The 16,690-nt window shown below is 58.3% G+C and carries 19 protein-coding genes and 2 pseudogenes; 10 read left to right on the forward strand and 11 right to left on the reverse strand.

Annotation, left to right across the window (positions count from 1 at the left end):
• Nucleotides 1-85 precede the first annotated feature (85 nt).
• Nucleotides 86-601, reverse strand: a complete 516-nt coding sequence (locus tag KI231_RS04760) for an Hcp family type VI secretion system effector (RefSeq protein WP_213027578.1) — start codon at nt 599-601, stop codon at nt 86-88.
• Between the two features lie 711 nt (nt 602-1,312).
• Here KI231_RS04760 and trxB point away from each other — a divergent pair.
• Nucleotides 1,313-2,275, forward strand: a complete 963-nt coding sequence (trxB, locus tag KI231_RS04765) for a thioredoxin-disulfide reductase (protein WP_064119385.1) — start codon at nt 1,313-1,315, stop codon at nt 2,273-2,275.
• A 184-nt stretch (nt 2,276-2,459) separates the two neighbouring features.
• Here trxB and KI231_RS04770 read toward each other — a convergent pair whose 3' ends face one another.
• The 6 genes from KI231_RS04770 to KI231_RS04795 all read right to left on the reverse strand — a co-directional run bounded on the left by KI231_RS04770 (nt 2,460) and on the right by KI231_RS04795 (nt 5,560).
• The gene (locus tag KI231_RS04770; RefSeq protein WP_213027579.1) at nt 2,460-2,798 is read right to left on the reverse strand and encodes a HopJ type III effector protein; all 339 of its coding nucleotides are present in this window, start codon (nt 2,796-2,798) and stop codon (nt 2,460-2,462) included.
• The gene (locus KI231_RS04775) at nt 2,791-3,087 is read right to left on the reverse strand and encodes a DUF1244 domain-containing protein (RefSeq protein WP_213027580.1); all 297 of its coding nucleotides are present in this window, start codon (nt 3,085-3,087) and stop codon (nt 2,791-2,793) included. Before KI231_RS04775 ends, KI231_RS04770 begins: the two co-directional genes overlap by 8 nt.
• A 68-nt stretch (nt 3,088-3,155) precedes the next feature.
• Nucleotides 3,156-3,527 (reverse strand): dihydroneopterin triphosphate 2'-epimerase, encoded by a 372-nt coding sequence (gene folX / locus KI231_RS04780; protein WP_007914273.1) that lies wholly within the window; start codon nt 3,525-3,527, stop codon nt 3,156-3,158.
• Nucleotides 3,528-4,088 carry a GTP cyclohydrolase I FolE gene (folE, locus tag KI231_RS04785; protein ID WP_213027581.1) on the reverse strand — a complete coding sequence of 187 codons (561 nt, stop codon included), beginning with the start codon at nt 4,086-4,088 and terminating at the stop codon, nt 3,528-3,530.
• Between the two features lie 20 nt (nt 4,089-4,108).
• Nucleotides 4,109-4,819, reverse strand: coding sequence for a dihydromonapterin reductase (folM, locus tag KI231_RS04790; protein WP_213027582.1), 711 nt, complete (start codon nt 4,817-4,819; stop codon nt 4,109-4,111).
• 165 nt (nt 4,820-4,984) lie between these two features.
• On the reverse strand, nt 4,985-5,560 hold the full coding sequence (locus KI231_RS04795; protein ID WP_213027583.1) for an antibiotic biosynthesis monooxygenase: 576 nt from the start codon (nt 5,558-5,560) through the stop codon (nt 4,985-4,987).
• Nucleotides 5,561-5,770: 210 nt separating this feature from the next.
• On the opposite strand from KI231_RS04795, the gene KI231_RS04800 reads away from it, so the two are divergent.
• Nucleotides 5,771-6,730: a MerR family transcriptional regulator gene (locus tag KI231_RS04800; RefSeq protein ID WP_213027584.1), complete on the forward strand. Its 960-nt coding sequence runs from the start codon at nt 5,771-5,773 to the stop codon at nt 6,728-6,730.
• A 3-nt stretch (nt 6,731-6,733) separates the two neighbouring features.
• Here the strand turns inward: KI231_RS04800 and KI231_RS04805 are convergent, their stop codons facing one another.
• Together KI231_RS04805 and KI231_RS04810 are read right to left on the reverse strand one after the other, a co-directional pair.
• A complete protein-coding gene (locus tag KI231_RS04805) occupies nt 6,734-7,339 on the reverse strand; it encodes a hypothetical protein (protein WP_103305139.1) in 606 nt (201 codons plus the stop codon).
• Between the two features lie 54 nt (nt 7,340-7,393).
• Nucleotides 7,394-7,870: a PAS domain-containing protein gene (locus tag KI231_RS04810; RefSeq protein ID WP_213027585.1), complete on the reverse strand. Its 477-nt coding sequence runs from the start codon at nt 7,868-7,870 to the stop codon at nt 7,394-7,396.
• A gap of 154 nt (nt 7,871-8,024) precedes the next feature.
• Here KI231_RS04810 and KI231_RS04815 point away from each other — a divergent pair, with 154 nt between their 5' ends.
• Nucleotides 8,025-8,480, forward strand: a complete 456-nt coding sequence (locus KI231_RS04815; RefSeq protein ID WP_103305141.1) for a flavodoxin — start codon at nt 8,025-8,027, stop codon at nt 8,478-8,480.
• On the opposite strand, the gene KI231_RS04820 is transcribed toward KI231_RS04815, so the two are convergent.
• The gene (locus KI231_RS04820; RefSeq protein ID WP_213027586.1) at nt 8,470-9,357 is read right to left on the reverse strand and encodes a LysR family transcriptional regulator; all 888 of its coding nucleotides are present in this window, start codon (nt 9,355-9,357) and stop codon (nt 8,470-8,472) included. The two genes, KI231_RS04815 and KI231_RS04820, sit on opposite strands and share 11 nt — an antisense overlap.
• 96 nt (nt 9,358-9,453) lie before the next feature.
• Between KI231_RS04820 and KI231_RS04825 the strand changes: the two genes are divergently transcribed.
• The 5 genes and pseudogenes from KI231_RS04825 to KI231_RS04845 all read left to right on the forward strand — a co-directional run bounded on the left by KI231_RS04825 (nt 9,454) and on the right by KI231_RS04845 (nt 13,549).
• Complete coding sequence (locus KI231_RS04825) at nt 9,454-9,840, forward strand: CidA/LrgA family protein (RefSeq protein WP_103305143.1); 387 nt, start codon at nt 9,454-9,456, stop codon at nt 9,838-9,840.
• Nucleotides 9,830-10,514 (forward strand): annotated as a pseudogene (locus KI231_RS04830) (LrgB family protein). The gene KI231_RS04825 and the pseudogene KI231_RS04830 overlap by 11 nt, the downstream one beginning before the upstream one ends.
• Before the next feature lie 131 nt (nt 10,515-10,645).
• Nucleotides 10,646-11,427 (forward strand): annotated as a pseudogene (locus tag KI231_RS04835) (class II aldolase/adducin family protein).
• The gene (locus KI231_RS04840) at nt 11,427-12,329 is read left to right on the forward strand and encodes an alpha/beta fold hydrolase (protein ID WP_213027587.1); all 903 of its coding nucleotides are present in this window, start codon (nt 11,427-11,429) and stop codon (nt 12,327-12,329) included. The pseudogene KI231_RS04835 and the gene KI231_RS04840 overlap by 1 nt, the downstream one beginning before the upstream one ends.
• Nucleotides 12,330-12,637: 308 nt before the next feature.
• Nucleotides 12,638-13,549, forward strand: coding sequence for an SDR family oxidoreductase (locus KI231_RS04845; protein ID WP_213027588.1), 912 nt, complete (start codon nt 12,638-12,640; stop codon nt 13,547-13,549).
• Between the two features lie 48 nt (nt 13,550-13,597).
• Here KI231_RS04845 and KI231_RS29905 read toward each other — a convergent pair whose 3' ends face one another.
• Nucleotides 13,598-14,221, reverse strand: coding sequence for a hypothetical protein (locus tag KI231_RS29905; RefSeq protein ID WP_249412096.1), 624 nt, complete (start codon nt 14,219-14,221; stop codon nt 13,598-13,600).
• Between the two features lie 106 nt (nt 14,222-14,327).
• Here KI231_RS29905 and KI231_RS04855 point away from each other — a divergent pair, with 106 nt between their 5' ends.
• Together KI231_RS04855 and KI231_RS04860 are read left to right on the forward strand one after the other, a co-directional pair.
• The gene (locus KI231_RS04855; RefSeq protein ID WP_213027589.1) at nt 14,328-14,729 is read left to right on the forward strand and encodes a hypothetical protein; all 402 of its coding nucleotides are present in this window, start codon (nt 14,328-14,330) and stop codon (nt 14,727-14,729) included.
• Between the two features lie 161 nt (nt 14,730-14,890).
• On the forward strand, nt 14,891-16,684 hold the full coding sequence (locus KI231_RS04860) for a DUF1302 domain-containing protein (protein WP_103305149.1): 1,794 nt from the start codon (nt 14,891-14,893) through the stop codon (nt 16,682-16,684).
• Nucleotides 16,685-16,690: the final 6 nt, after the last annotated feature.

Here is a 16,690-nt window from a genome sequence, read left to right on the forward strand (position 1 = left end):
GAAAGAGAGTCCGCACATCAACTCTGCAAGACATCCATCACATCGACCAGCAGAGCTGGCCGATGTGTGAAGCGATCAGCCGTAATTAAACGACTGGAGCACGCCAGTCATCGGAACCCGAAGTACCGGATACTTCGTGGGTCCAGGTGATTTTGCGGTAGGTGAACTGCACTTCTTCCAGGTGGGTGAAGTGCGAGTTGCCTGGATCCTGGCAGTTGTGCATTTTGTTGTTGATGGCGACGATGATCGCGTCTTCCAGTTTGGTGGTGTAGTAGTGCTCTTGGGTACCTTGAGCCGAAGTACGGAACCACTGGATAACGATTTCGCTCATGCGCTCGCCCGAAGTCAGAGCAGCTTGCAGCAGAGGCGAAGCCTTGTCGTAGACCTTGGTGATCACAACTGGCTTGTGTACGCGCTGACCGGTTGGCTGACCGGATTGCGGGTCACGCGGGATGATCACGTCGTGGCTGAAAGCCTGAACCATGACCTGGTCTTCGTGGCCCTCTTGAAAAGTGTTGCCAACCGAGTCGGCGGTAAAAGCGCCGGCAGTGATCAGACCTTGTTTTTCGCCAGTGACCGACATGTACGCTGGTGTTGCCATGGGAATGCTCTCCTTGCTCGAAGTGACACGTTAAACAAGCACTATTGCCTGTCCGTGTAAGTTCTGAGATATCAACTTTCGTGCCAGTGATTCGATAGTCATTTCGGATCAAGGATTTAAGTGAATTACCTCATCCGTGCAGGTTAGTTGGACAGGCAGAACCCGCGAAAAGTGCGCAAGAAGTTGCGCAGTACTGCGCAACTTCTTGCGCACTTGGCTACAGCCCTTTGGCTGTAAGGTCTGTAGCGGTTTCAGGGGGTGTTTTATTATGAGCAGTTGCGCAACTTCTTGCGCATCATGGCTATATAGTGGCTATTAAAATTACAGGGAAATTCAGGTACTAAAATCTGCAAGTTTTTCCCTTTAAGAGAAGTGGTTTTTTGTGGTGTTCGAGTTATCTCCAGCAACCGATTTTTGCCGAGAGCTGCCAACGCTAAACGTAGCAGTCGGCAGAAAACAGGCGCCGGTGTGGATGAGTGATCCAGATCGTCGGACGTCCAGCTCGTCAGTACGTCGGCATAGAGACGACCTATGAGCTGGATTGTTAAACCGTATTTCCTTAATCTTGCCCCCCTCGATACGCTGCACCCAACTTTTTACAGGACTGTCGAGCTCACGCCTTCCCCAAGGTTATCCACAGTCCTTTTTTATTCCCGCCGGCAGTCCGGCGTTCCGCGCCAGTTTATTCGGCCCGGTCAACAGGAGCAGGTCATGTCTGAAGTCCGTCATTCGCGAGTGATTATTCTGGGTTCCGGCCCTGCCGGTTACAGCGCTGCGGTGTATGCCGCGCGTGCCAACCTCAAGCCGCTGCTGATCACCGGCATGCAGGCTGGTGGTCAACTGACCACCACCACCGAAGTCGACAACTGGCCGGGTGACGTGCACGGCCTGACCGGTCCTGTGCTGATGGAGCGGATGCGCGAGCACGCCGAGCGCTTTGAAACCGAGATCGTTTTCGATCACATCAATGCCGTGGACTTCGCCGCCAAGCCGTACACCCTGACCGGCGACAGCGCGACCTACACCTGCGACGCCCTGATCATCGCCACCGGCGCCAGCGCGCGTTACCTGGGGCTGCCGTCGGAAGAAGCGTTCATGGGCAAAGGCGTTTCCGCTTGCGCGACCTGCGACGGTTTCTTCTACCGCAACAAGCCTGTGGCAGTGGTCGGCGGCGGCAACACCGCTGTTGAAGAGGCGCTGTACCTGGCCAACATCGCCAGCACCGTGACCCTGATCCACCGTCGCGAAACCTTCCGCGCCGAGAAGATCCTGATCGACAAGCTCAACGCTCGCGTCGCCGAAGGCAAGATCATCCTCAAGTTGAACGCCAACCTCGACGAAGTCCTGGGCGACAACATGGGCGTGACCGGTGCGCGCCTGAAGAACAACGACGGCAGCTTCGACGAAATCACCGTCGACGGCGTGTTCATCGCCATCGGCCACACCCCGAACACTTCGCTGTTCGAAGGCCAGCTGACCCTGAAAGACGGTTATCTGGTGGTGCAGGGCGGCCGTGACGGCAATGCGACTGCAACCAGCGTCGAAGGTATCTTCGCCGCCGGCGACGTGGCTGACCACGTTTACCGTCAGGCCATCACCTCGGCCGGCGCCGGCTGCATGGCGGCACTGGATACCGAGCGTTACCTGGACGGTCTGCAGAACGCTTCGTTCTAAATCGCAGACGCAAAAAAACCGGCCAATTGGCCGGTTTTTTTATGCCCGAGTTTCAGGTTCAACACAGTTCCAATGTGGGAGCGAGCCTGCTCGCGAATGCGGTGTTTCAGTCGACATCAATGTCGAATGTCAGTCCGTATTCGCGAGCAGGCTCGCTCCCACAGGAATTGGGTTGCAGCTGAAGTTAGCGGCGGGTCAGGGGGTGGGCGGTGAATTTCACACCGGCCAGACCGTGCTGGATCAACGCACGAATGTTGCCGTGATCGCTGCCCTCAGGCGTCGCCACTACCGAACGGTAATGTTCGCCAAATGCCAGCAGCGCTTCTTCATCGCTCAGGCCTTCCAGCAACGCCAGACCCAGGGTCTTGCACGAACCTTCGTTCTGCCCGGCCGCGTTTTCCACGCCACCGTTATTGAATGCCTGTGGCTGATAATCGTAACCGGCGGCGATGAACGCGAGGGTGTCGGCGAAGGCATGCTCGCCGCTCTTCAGGCTGGCGCGCAGGGTGTTCAGGTCACTCATGGGTTTTTCCTTTGGCAAACGCCGCTTGCTGATCGGCGCTGGCTTCTTGCTGATATTGGGCTTTCCACTCGGCGTACGGCATGCCGTAAACCACTTCGCGGGCGTAGTCGAGGCTGACCTCGATCTGGCGCTCGTCGGCTTCGGCCTTGTACCACTTCGACAGGCAGTTGCGGCAGAACCCGGCGAGGTTCATCAGGTCGATGTTCTGCACGTCCTTGCGGCTGTCCAGGTGGGCGACCAGCCGGCGGAAGGCGGCGGCTTCGAGTTCGAGGCGTTGTTGCTCGGTCATGATGGGCTCTGTGCAGTCAATTCGTGGCGCGGATGATAAAAGTCTGGCGGCCAATGCGCCAGACACGCTCAGCGGCTGGCGGCGAGGGTGATCGACACCGATTCGGCAAACCGCAGCGCATGCGGCTTGTCGACTTCGACTTCGGCGTACAGCACCGAACCGTTGCTCATCACCAGATCGAGCAGTTCCTGCGTCAGCCGTTCGAGCAGTGCGAAACGGTTGCCCTCGACGTGCGCAATAATCGCTTTGGTGATGGTGCGGTAATTCAGCGCATGGTCGATATCGTTGTCACGCACTGCTTCCTGCGCGGCATACAGAATGGTCAGGTTGATCAACACATCCTGCTTGTTGAGGATCTCGTCCTCGTTGATCCCGATAAAGGTGCGCAAGCGCAGATCCTTGACCCGGATGCGCGCCATTCCCGGTTGAAGTTGTGGCATTTACTTGCTCCGTCCAATCAATTGCAGGAACTCCTGGCGGGTGTTGCTCGACTCGCGAAAGGCGCCAAGCATGACCGAGGTGTTCATGGTCGAATTCTGTTTCTCGACACCGCGCATCATCATGCACATGTGCCGGGCCTCGATGACCACCGCGACGCCGGCGGCATCGGTGACCTGTTGCACCGCATCGGCAATCTGCCGGGTGAGGTTTTCCTGAATCTGCAGGCGCCGGGCGAACATGTCCACCAGTCGCGCGATCTTCGACAGCCCCAGCACCTTGCCCGTCGGAATATAAGCCACATGGGCCTTGCCGATGAAGGGCAGCAGGTGATGTTCGCACAACGAGTACAACTCGATGTCGGCGACGATGATCATCTCGTCACTGTCCGAGGCAAACAACGCGCCATTGACGATGTCGTGGACGCTCTGTTCGTAACCGTGACACAGATACTGCATGGCCTTGGCCGCGCGCGTCGGCGTGTCGAGCAACCCTTCGCGGTCGGGGTTTTCACCGAGGCCGATGAGGATTTCGCGGTAATTCTCGGACAGGGAGCGGGTCATTGAACATCCTCGCGAGGCGACTACTTGATATGCCTTCCGCCGTTGACGGTCAGGGTCGTACCGGTGACATACGGGTTGTCGAGCAGATAGCGCAGGCTCTGGTAGATCACTTCGCTGCCGGGCTCGATGCCCAGCGCGGATTTGGCCAGCGCCCTGGCACGGTACGCCGCGTCGTCGTCGGGATTGAACAATAACAGGGCGGGCGCGATGCCGTTGACCTTGATTGCCGGTGCATAGCGAGCAGCAAAAGACAGGGTCAGGCTGTCGAGCCCCGCTTTGCTGGCGCAATAGCCGATGTGCTTGCTGCTGCCTTTGCGGGTGACATCGTCGCTGATATGGACGATGTCCGCGGGCGTCGATTGCCTGAGCAGGTCGGCGCAATGCAGGTTGATCAGATAGGGCGCGAGCATGTGGATGTTGAACATCCGGCTGAATGCTTCGGCTTCGTTGTCCGGGGTTTCTGCCAGCCATTCGGAGGCGTTGTGCACGATTGCGCGCAGGCTGTCGGTATAGGTTTTCAGTTCGCTGATGAAGGCCAGAATGCCGGCTTCGCTGGAGAAATCCGCGAACACGCCAATGGCGCCAAGATCGCGCAGCGTTTGCACGCCGGGCCGTTCGCTGCGGTAAGTGAAAATGACGCGATGGCCGTCTTCAAGCAATCGCTGCGCGCAGTGCAGACCGACACGCTGGCCGGCGCCGGTGATCAGAATCGGGGCGGAAGTGGGGGTCATGAACGGCTCGCATCGCAGTTAGAGCAAAAACTATAACAGCGGCGCGAGTTCTGGTGCAGAACGGGCTTCATGTGGGAGCGGGCTTGCTCGCGAACGCGGTATGTCAGTCACCTTCAATGCTGAATGACACAACGCATTCGCGAGCAAGCCCTCTCCCACGGGGTTTCACTGGTTTTGCGTTGAGGGCGCGGCAGGCAAAGGCTGTGTTGGAACACTGTTCAGCCAGTTAGCCAGCAATCGCGTCGACAGCGGAATAAAGAAATAAACCATCAGCGGCGTCAGGCACGCCGTGCTGATCAACACGCGCGGCAGCAGACTCATTTCATTCAGCAGCGGGCCCAGGACGAAGTTGAACAGCAGCGATACCGGGAAGAAAGCCAGCCAGATCGCCACCGCCTGTTTCCAGCGCGGCGGACGCTGACCGATGACGTTGGCGCCGAACCAGCCTTCAATGCCACTGACGCGGTGCTCCTTCGGATGGGCAAACAGATCGGAACCGCGATCCAGCCAGGCGGTGCGCGAGGCCGAGTGCTCCCACGCATGCAGGGTCTGCTCATCGACAAAACGGAAAATGATTTGAAACTCGTTATCGCCGGGCGGTGGCGCGAGCACGCCGGAGCCCAGATAACCGGGAAAGTCAGTGGCCAGTTGTTCGCCTTCACGTAGCCAGGCGATCAGATCCTGATAGCGGCCATCGGCGACGCGACGCGCAACCATCAGCGTGACGGGGGAAGTAGACATTGTGTATCTCCGTATTTCGAGTGCATCGCTCCGGGTAGGAGTTTCGCCAGACGCAGGCCGGGGGTAGAGGCCAGCGTTTTTTTGCAAGCAAGGATTATTCCCGATTTTAATGATTAAACCAGTGACTTTCGTCGCATATCATCGCTTGAACCTAAACAGGGCATCGAGAGTAGAATGGGATCCAAAATCCACAAGGACGTAGATCGCACAATGCCTGTCATGACGGACATAAGCCCTGCTTCGCAGGCATCTGTTGCGCTCGAGCGCGAAGATTTGTTTCCCATACGTGAAGTGTCGCGGCTGACTGGCGTCAACCCGGTCACGCTACGTGCGTGGGAGCGACGTTATGGTTTGATTCAGCCAACACGCACCGAAAGTGGGCATCGGTTGTATTCAATGACCGAAATCGAGCGCGTTCGCAGCATCGTCGAGTGGATCGATCGAGGCGTGGCGGTCAGCAAGGTCGGCAAGATCCTGGCGAAGACCGAGCCATTGAAGGTATTGGCGCACTTCATTCCCGATGATCTGGTGCAGGCCGATTACCAGCAATGGCAGCTTCAGGTGCAGCGGGCGGTGAGCGCTTTCGACGATGCCGAACTGGACCGGGTCTACGGTCAGATCTTTTCCTCGTACGCGTTGCCCGTGGTGTTTCAGGACATTCTGATGCCGCTGTGGCGGCAACTGCTGCAGCGTCAGGACGCTTTCGGGCAAACCAGTGAATGGCTGTTTCTCGACGGTTATCTGCGCACGCGCGCATTGCAGAGAATCATTGCACTGCGCGGCGCGCAACCGCGCAAGATCATTGTCAGTGCTCTGGCTGGCCAGTGTCGGGAACTGGAGCTGCTGGTCGCGGCACTGTTTCTCAGCAGCAGTGATTCGGGTGTGCGGGTGTTGACCACCGGACAACCGTTCGACGAACTGACCCTGGTGTGCGAAAAGATCAAACCGCACGCTTTGGTGCTGTTTTCCAATCACGCACCGGCTCCGGAATTGCCGCGGCGCTTGAACCGGTTGGCCTTGAGTCTCGATTGTCAGTTGTTGCTGGCGGGGGATGCCTCCGACCTTGCGCAGGAGAGCCTGGCGGGAACGTCAATCGGATGCATTGGCAACGAAGGGGCGACGATGCGTCAGCGTTTGACACAGATGCTGGCGGGCAAGCTCGATACCTGAAAATCAGGTGTGCAGGGCAGGGTGCGTCAAGCGATGTTGTTGCAGGATGAACTGGCGCAAACGCTCGGTTTCATCCGCATCGGTCTGGCTGAGTTCGTAAGCGTAGAAACCGCTTTCGGTTTCCCGCTCGAAATTCCCGCGTAGCGAAATTCGCTCATAACCGGAAGGGCTGAACCACAGCGCGAAATGTTTGGGCGGCTTGGTCTTGTTGCGCATTTCCAGCAGCACGCCTTTATGCGAAACCTCGTGCACCCACATTGTGCCCGGTTGGCCCTTGGCGTTTTCCAGTGCAACGGGTTCTTCGAGTGTCAGTCGCCACGGCCGCACCATCGGGCCATCTTCGTAAATGCTCGGTACGCCGAGGCGCAAATGCAGCGCATGAAACTCGTCTTCCACCAGGTGCAGCGGAAAGGTCATTTGCTGATTTTCGAAGTTGGCCTGAATGGTGACTTGCTCGTGAGCGGCCAGGCGCGTGAGCAAGTCACGGATCTGCGAACCACCATTAACCAGCAGACTCGACGTCGCATCCCGCACGTTCAATTGCGGGTTGTGCTGCATGGTCTGGATAAAATCCAGCTCATCCTGGGTCAGGAGGGCGTCGCGTTGCATGGTTGGCTCGTAAGAAGTAGTTACAAAGTCATTGGTGATTGTAGTTAATGACAATTAGTTCGCTGTTTTGTTTTCGCCGTTCGTCGCTTTCAACGCCGCGAGCTCGGTTTGCAGGGCGGCGACTTGTGCTTCCAGTTGCGCAACCCGCTGCTGAGCCTTGACCTGAACCGTCACATCCTTTTGCACGCCAACGAAATACGTCTGCCCGTCATCGGCGTTTTTCACCGTCGACAGCGACAGCTCATTCCAGAACGGGGTGCCGTCCTTGCGATAGTTGCGCAGGATTTCCCGACATGAGCCGCCATCGCGCAGCGTGTCGCGAATCAGCGTCAGATTTTCCTGATCACGGTCTCCAGACTGCAGAAAACGGCAGTCCTGATAAAGAATTTCCTCACTGGTGTAACCGGTCAGACGTTCGAAAGCCGGGTTGACGTAAATCAGGATGTTGTCCTGTTCACCTTCCTTCTCGGCAACCACGATCCCGTCATTCGACGCGTTGATCACCATTTGCAGCAGACTGGCGTTGATCATCCTTGAATCCTTTCAGCGTTGTCAGTGGCAGGCATTCTAAAAGAACGGTAAAGGCTGTCTATAGGCCATCAGCGCTGATTGCGAGGCAATCGCAACTTCACCGCCCGGGGCTGTTACTATCGCCGCTCTTTTTTTCAGTTTCAGGATCAGATTGATGAAAGTCGCCATCCTCTCCGGTTCGGTCTACGGCGCAGCCGAAGATGTCGCCCGCCATGCCCAGAACCTGCTGAAAGACGCTGGCTTTGAAACGTTCTACAACTCGCGCGCCAATCTGGCCGATATCCAGTCTTTCGGCCCGGAAGCCTTTCTGGCAGTGACCTCGACCACCGGCATGGGCGAGTTGCCGGACAACCTGCAACCGCTGTACTCGGCCATTCGTGATCAGTTGCCGGCAGCCTGGCGTGGTTTGCCGGGCGCGGTGATTGCCTTGGGCGACGCGAGCTACGGCGATACCTTTTGCGGCGGCGGTGAGCAAATGCGTGAGCTGTTCGCCGAACTTGGCCTGCGTGAGGTTCAGGAAATGCTGCGCATCGACGCCAGCGAAAGCGTGACGCCGGATACTGACGCAGAACCTTGGCTGGCCGAACTTGTCAGCGTACTCAAGGGCTGATGCCGCGCTCGCGCAACAGTGCCAGCCAGGCCTGCGCCGCTTTCGACAGATAGGCGCCCCGACGCCAGATAAACGCAATGTCCCAGCGCAGGTAATCCGGCGCTCGCAAGGTCAGGCGTACCACGCCTGGCCGCACCAGACCGCGTGCCACCACGCTGGGTAACAACACCACGCCTTGCCCGGCCGCCACCAGTGCCGCCAGAAAGTCTGCCTGACCGCTACGCCCGCCTTCCTTCGGTGTAAAACCCATCTGCTGACAAGCCTGCAGCAAGCGGTCATTGAGCACGAAACTGCGCTGATACAGCAGGAACGGCGTATCGGCCAACTCCTCCAGCCCAATCTCTCCACGATCTGCCAATGGATGATCCACCGGCAGCAGGGCGTCGAGTTTCTCATCACAAAACGGCTGGCAGTCGAACTGCGGATCCTTCGGCAACAAGCTGCCCCCAAGCTCGAGTTCGCCACTCAGCACCGCTTGCTCGATGTTGCGGCTGCCGCCCTCCAGCAACTGAATGCTGATGTTCGGATAGCGCCGTCGATACTCGGCAAACAGCCCGGCGAACAGCGCATCGCTGCCCAACAGGGGCAGGCCGAGGCGCAATTCGCCACGGGCCAAATGACTGAGATCGTCCAGCTCACTGAGCAACTCGTTGCGTAATCGCAACATACCTTCGGCCCTTTGCAGCACCACGCTGCCGGCGGCGGTCAGGCGCAGCTGTGAGCCAAGCCGTTCGAGCAGGGGCGTGCCGAGGCTCTGCTCCAGTTGTGCGACTTGTTTGCTTACCGCCGACTGGCTGATGTGCAAGGTTTTCGCCGCTTGGGTAAAGCCGCCCTGATGCATGACTTCGACAAAACTGCGCAGCTGTTTGAATTCCATGACCTGATTCCATTTTGGAATGGCTGTGAGTCTAACAATTCGCTTCTGGGATGGTAGGTCGATTCGTAAAATAGGCGCCTGTAAGGAGCCAAAATCATGAAAGCCGCGAACCTCAAACACCTTTCCCGTCTATTCGCCGAACTGGCCGTGTTGCTCGGTCTCTACCTGCTCGGCTGCCAACTCGCCGTCTGGCTGGCCCTGCCGATTCCCGGCGGGGTGATCGGCATGGCGCTGTTGCTGCTGGCGTTTGCCTTTGACTGGGTCAAACCGGCGGCGTTGCAGTTGGGCGCAGGATTGCTGATGGCCGAGATGCTGCTGTTTTTCATCCCGGCGCTGATGAGCCTGCTCGACTATGGCGCGTTGTTGCGCAATGACGGCTGGCGGATTCTGCTGGTGATCGCCGCCAGCACACTGATGGTGATGCTGGTGACCGCGTTCACCGTGGAATTGGCCGTGCGTATGAGGCGTTCCCATGAAGCTTGAACTGATGCCGATGTTCTGGCTCGCCTTCACACTGCTGGCCTACCTGTTCAGCCGCTGGATTTATCGCCGCACCGGGCGTTACCTGCTGTCGCCGCTGATTCTGGTGCCGGCACTGCTGCTGGCGCTCGCCGTGCCGCTGCACACCGCCTACGCCGAATACTCCAGCAACACCCATTGGCTGATGCTGGTGCTGGGCCCGGTCACTGTCGCGTTCGCCGTGCCGATCTGGCAGCAGCGGCGCCTGTTGGTGCGGCACTGGTCGGCGTTGCTGCTGGGCATGGTCGCCGGCAGTGCGGCATCGATTGCCACTTCGTTCGGCTTGGCCAAGGCACTGGCACTCGATAGCTCGGTGACGATGTCCCTGGTGCCGCGCTCGATCACCACACCGTTCGCCATGCCGCTGGCGCAGGATCTGGGGGGTACCGGAATTGACGGCGGTGTTTGTGATGTTCACCGGGGTGTTCGGCGCGATGCTCGGCGGCGTGCTCTTGAAGTGGTTGCCGTTGCGCAGTGCCTTGGCGCGTGGAGCCCTGTTCGGGGTCGGCGCGCACGGCGCCGGGGTCAGTCGCGCCCATGAAGTGGGCGGCGAGGAAGGCTCCGTGGCGGGGCTGGTGATGGTGTTGACCGGCTTGCTCAATCTGTTCGCCGCACCTTTGTTGGCGTCGTTGCTTTGACATGGATCCAAGGTGTTTGCATGGCTGACCCGCTCAGTCATCAAGCTGGCTGGCAATGCAACTACGTGATCGGCCTGGCCTGACTAGACTGCTGACACGAGCAAAACAATAAGAACGCAGAGGTGCATACAGTGAGCGTAGCCCCCGTCCAGTCGTCCCTTAATGTCAAAGAGCAGGTCAGCGCCGCCGAGTGGCAGACCCGCGTCGATCTCGCCGCTTGTTATCGTCTGGTCGCGCTGCATGGCTGGGACGATCTGATCTTCACGCACATTTCCGCCAAGGTGCCGGGCACCGAAGATTTCCTGATCAATCCATTCGGCCTGATGTTCCATGAGATCACCGCGTCGAGCCTGGTCAAAGTCGATCAGGCCGGCAACAAACTCATGGACAGCCCTTACGAGATCAACCCCGCCGGTTACACCATCCACAGCGCCGTGCATGAAGTACGACATGACGTGGTGTGCGTGCTGCACACGCACACGGCCTCCGGTGTTGCCGTTTCGGCGCAGAAACAAGGCGTGTTGCCGATCAGCCAGCAATCGCTGTTCGTGCTGTCGAGCCTGGCTTATCACGCTTATGAAGGTGTGGCGCTGAATCACGAAGAGAAAGCGCGGTTGCAAGCCGACCTCGGCGAGAGCAATTTCCTCATGTTGCACAACCACGGTTTGCTGACCTGTGGCGGCACCATCGCCGATACCTTTTTGATGATGTTCACCTTCCAGCGTGCCTGTGACATTCAAGTCATGGCGCAGACCGGCGGCGCTGAACTCATCGCCATCGAACCGCAGATTCTGGCAGGCGCCAAGGCGATGATCGCCGGCGTCACCAAAAGTGCTCAAGGCATGGGGGCGCGCTGGCCTGGCCGGCGTTGCTGCGCAAACTCGATAAACAAGACCCGGGATATAAACTCTAATGCCTCTTGCCGAGATTCCTCTGTGTGTCTGGCGTAAACGCAGCCAGACGTTTGTCTTTCGTGGCCAGCCGATCCGTTACTGGACGGCCGGGCAGGGTGAGCCGCTGCTGTTGATTCATGGCTTTCCGACCGCCAGTTGGGATTGGCATTACTTGTGGCAACCACTGGCCCAGCGTTATCGGGTGATCGCCTGTGACATGCTCGGTTTCGGTGATTCGGCCAAACCGCTGAATCACACTTACAGCCTTCTCGAGCAGGCGGATCTGCAACAGGCCTTGCTCGCCCATTTGCAGGTCGAGCCACCGGTGCACATTCTTGCCCACGACTATGGCGACAGCGTTGCGCAGGAATTGCTGGCACGGCATTACGACGATCAGATCGAAGTCGCCAGTTGCGTGTTTCTCAACGGCGGGCTGTTCCCGGAAACCCATCGTCCGGTGCTGATGCAAAAACTGTTGCTGAGCCCGTTGGGCTGGATGATCGGCCGTGCGTTTACACGCGATGCGCTGGTCAAAAGCTTCCGCCAGATCTTCGGCCCACAGACCCGTCCGAGTGAAAGTGAACTGGATGATTTCTGGAGCCTGATCGACAGTAATCGCGGGCCCCGGATCATGCACAAATTGATCAGCTACATTCCCGAACGACGCGTGCAGCGTGATCGCTGGGTGGCCGCCATGCAGCGCGGTGAAGTGCCGTTGCGGGTGATTGATGGCGAAGTCGATCCGATCTCCGGGGCGCACATGGTTGAACGTTATCGCGAGTTGATTCCCGACGCGGACACCGTGTTGTTGCCGGGCATCGGCCACTATCCGCAGACCGAGGCGCCGGGGCAGGTGCTCAAGCATTACCTGGCGTTTCGTGATCGCTTCGCACTGCCGCCGCGCCGGGTGGCGTGTTCCTGACGATCAAATGTTCCCCCGCTCCGACATTTGGCCGGGTGAACTTTTTTGGCGAGGGAGCTTGCTCCCGCTGGGGCGCGAAGCGGCCCTTGATTCTGTGATCAGGTTCTTACAGGAAAACCGCGAGTAACGTTTTACGACTGCAGCGCAGCCGAGCGGGAGCAAGCTCCCTCGCCACAAAAACTCATATGGCCTTCACTATCCCCCCACCTTATCGCGCACCATTCACCCCCAGCCGTGTTCGTTGTGAGCAAAAGCTGCGTGCCTGACACTCGGGATCACTGTCCCTTTGGCCTGCTGGAGTTGCTGCGATGAATGAGTCTGTGCGTTTCGAAGATAAAGTCGTGATCGTCACCGGCGCCGGTGGTGGCCTCGGCCGGGCTCACGCACTGCTGTTCGCCAGACAGGGCGCCAGAGTGCTGGTCAACGACCTCGGTGGTTCCACCCAGGGCGAAGGCGCCAACGCCTCTGCTGCCGACCGCGTAGTGGCAGAGATCCGCGAGGCTGGCGGTATCGCCGAAGCCAACCACGACTCGGTCACCGACGGCGACAAACTGGTACAGAACGCCCTCGACGTCTTCGGCCGTGTCGACGTCGTGGTCAACAACGCCGGGATCCTGCGCGACAAGACCTTCCACAAAATGGAAGACGCCGACTGGGATCTGGTTTACCGCGTCCACGTCGAAGGCGCCTACAAAGTCACCCGCGCCGCCTGGCCGCACCTGCGCGAACAAAACTACGGCCGGGTGATCTTCACCGCCTCGACCTCGGGCATCTACGGCAACTTCGGCCAGTCCAACTACGGCATGGCCAAACTTGGCCTCTACGGTTTGACCCGCACCCTGGCCATCGAAGGACGCAAGAACAACATCCTGGTCAACGCCATTGCACCGACTGGCGGCACGCGCATGACCGAAGGTCTGATCCCGCCGCAAGTGTTCGAGCAACTGAAGCCGGAACTGGTCAGCCCGTTGGTGGTGTATCTGGCAAGCGAACAATGCCAGGAGACTTCCGGGTTGTTTGAAGTCGGCGGCGGCTGGATGGGCAAGGTGCGTTGGGAACGCAGCCTCGGTGCCGGGTTTGATCCACGGGTGGGTTTCTCGCCGGAAGATGTTGCGGCGCACTGGCAGCAGATTTGCGACTTTGAAGGGGCAGCGCACCCGAAGGACAACATTGAGGCGTTGAAGGAGATGATGGCGAATTTGCAGAAGTATTCGCTTTAGGTGACGTTTGAGCCTCGCTGCGTTCTGAATGCGGCGAGGCTTCTTCTGCTACTCCTTGTACCTTCTATCGATCATGAACTCCGGAAATCTCCAGTTTGGTCCCGGAATGGCGACAGCCACGTTGCCCTCAGCCAATACGCCTTCATGAAATAACTCCTCGTACGTTTTACACAGTTCTCCGCGCGCGATGACTTCAAATCGATAACGCCCGAACAATGTATCGATGGAGGGAAATGCCAAACCGATAGCCAAAACTGATAGCAAGTCTTTGAGACTTTCTTGCCTGACAGCTTGTTCCAGTTTTGCAATCGAGCTCTTCGATCCGCTGACGCATTCAAATGCTTTCAGTTCCTGCTTTTTCGCAGCGTCAATTGCGTCGGCTGTATAGCGCAATGCCTCGTCGTTGCTCAGTTTGAATTCTTCAAGTGTGGCCGAATGGATGTTATTCCAAAGGGACGGATTACTCTTGGGAATGTAGTCGTCAGCGATTCCCAACGCTCTGAATCGCTCCATCATTCGAAGTGCATGCGCGTAGAACCGGCGATCGGTATCAGTCGTCTCAAGCTTGCCTTCCAAAATGGCATGAAGGCGTTGAATCATGACGAGGTCGGCAGCAGCCCCTTTTCTTTCGATTGTTGTTGCCGCTCCTTCAACAAGATTTGGTTCCAGCATTGTTTTACTCGCTGCAAGTGATTCGGTTTTTACGGAGCGATTAACCTACATCAGCTTTCGAACGGACATATCTGCATCGTTCGTGAGTAATGAGCTGCTTAGTTGTATGAATAATCGTGAGCGCGATTTGATCGCTTGGGATTGGAAGATCAAAAAGAGATTTCCTACAGATAGGAGCATCTTCCCGACGATTACAAGTGAGACGGGTAAAACGGCGCCCATAAAAAAGGCCGCTGCAAACGCAGCGGCCAAGGTAAGACGTTGGATCAAGGAGCTACAAATCAACGTCAGTGAACACCAGGGTGATAAACCGAAATATTCGATTCATCTGAAATCTTTCAGCAATGGCCTGAATTGCTCGAAGGCCTGTGCATCATGCTTTACGGCGTGTCCCGTGAAAGCCCGCTCAGAATACGGTTTCAAGCCTGTAGGAAAAATACCGATTCCAGACATGCACTGTTACGGGGCATGCAACAGTCATCCTGCATCAACGGCCTCATGCGCTTGATTGATGATCCTCCATCCAGCCGATCCATGGCCGGCGCAAAGCCCCGGGCCGCAAGGGCATTCATCCCTTCGGGCGACAATGCGAATACCTCCTTGGTGCGCTTATCGACCCCGTCGTGCGGCAGTAGGGTGGGGCCTTCTGTCACTCACCGGGGAAGACGCATGACAACAAAAACAATGCGCGCCATCTTCACACCGCAGGCGCTGGCAGCCGCGGTGGCTCTGGGTTGCTGCGCTCAGGCGCAAGCGGTTGCGTTCAACATTGGCGAAATCGAGGGCACGTTCGATTCGTCGCTGTCGGTCGGCGCGAGTTGGGGGATGCGCGATGCCGACAAGTCGCTGGTCGGCACGGTCAACGGTGGTACCGGGCAATCCTCGACCGGTGATGACGGACGCCTGAACTTCAAGAAGGGCGAAACCTTCTCGAAAATCGTCAAAGGCATCCACGACCTCGAGTTGAAGTACGGCGATACCGGCGTGTTTGTCCGTGGCAAGTATTGGTACGACTTCGAACTCAAGGACGAAGACCGCGAGTTCAAACCGATCAGCGACAAGGGCCGCAAGGAAGGTGCGAAGTCCTCCGGCGCGCAGATTCTCGATGCCTTCGTCTATCACAACTACTCCATCGCCGATTTGCCGGGCACCGTACGCGCGGGCAAACAGGTGGTGAGTTGGGGCGAAAGTACCTTCATCGGCAACTCGATCAACAGCATCAACCCGATCGACGTTTCGGCGTTTCGTCGACCCGGCGCGGAGATCAAGGAAGGCCTGATTCCGGTGAACATGTTGTTCGGCTCGCAAGGCCTCACCGATCAACTCACTGTTGAAGGCTTCTATCAATTGGAGTGGGACCAGACCGTTCTCGATAACTGCGGCACCTTCTTTGGCGTCGACGTTGCAGCGGACGGTTGCAATAACGGTTACACCGTCGGCAACCCGGCGATTGCGCCGCTGGTGCCATTGACCACTGCGTTTGGCCAAGGCATCCAAGTGACCCGCGAAGGCGTGGTCATCCCCCGTGGCGGCGACCGCGATGCGCGGGATTCCGGGCAGTGGGGCACGGCGTTACGCTGGCTCGGCGACGATACCGAATACGGCCTGTACTTCATGAATTACCACAGCCGCACGCCGACCGTGGGCACCACCACGGCAGGGCTTTCGACCCTCGCGGCATTGCCGGGCATGGTCGGCATTGCCAACGGCTTGGCACCCGGTAGCGGTTCGGGCCTGGCGCAAAGCGTGATGCTTGGGCGCGGTGGGTATTACCTGGAATACCCCGAAGACATTCGCCTGTACGGCGCGAGCTTCTCCACCACCCTGCCCACCGGCACTGCATGGACCGGTGAGATCAGCTACCGCCCCAATGCTCCGGTGCAGGTCAACACCAACGACCTGACGCTGGCGCTGCTCAACCCGATTGCCGGCGGTACGGCGTCGCCGATCGCGACAACTCCGGGTTCCGACAACAAAGGTTATCGACGCAAAGAGGTCACGCAAATCCAGAGCACCCTCACGCACTTCTTCGATCAGGTGTGGGGCGCCCAACGACTGACGTTGGTTGGCGAAGCCGCGGTGGTACGGGTCGGTGGTCTGGAGTCGCGCAGCAAGCTGCGTTATGGCCGTGACTCGGTGTACGGCCAGTACGGTTTCGGTGGCGACACTGACGGTTTTGTCACCTCGACCTCGTGGGGCTACCGTGCCCGGGCGATCCTTGATTACGCCAACGTGATCGGCGGGATCAACCTCAAACCCAACCTGTCGTGGTCGCACGACGTCGCCGGCTACGGTCCCAACGGCCTGTTCAACGAAGGCGCGAAAGCCATCAGCGTCGGCGTCGATGCCGACTACCGCAACACCTACACCGCGAGCCTCAGCTACACCGACTTTTTCGGCGGCGATTACAACGTCCTCGAAGACCGTGACTTCGTCGCTCTGAGCTTCGGCGTGAACTTCTGATCTGCC

The sequence above is a fragment of the Pseudomonas sp. Seg1 genome, assembly GCF_018326005.1.
In the GTDB taxonomy this organism is placed as follows: domain Bacteria; phylum Pseudomonadota; class Gammaproteobacteria; order Pseudomonadales; family Pseudomonadaceae; genus Aquipseudomonas.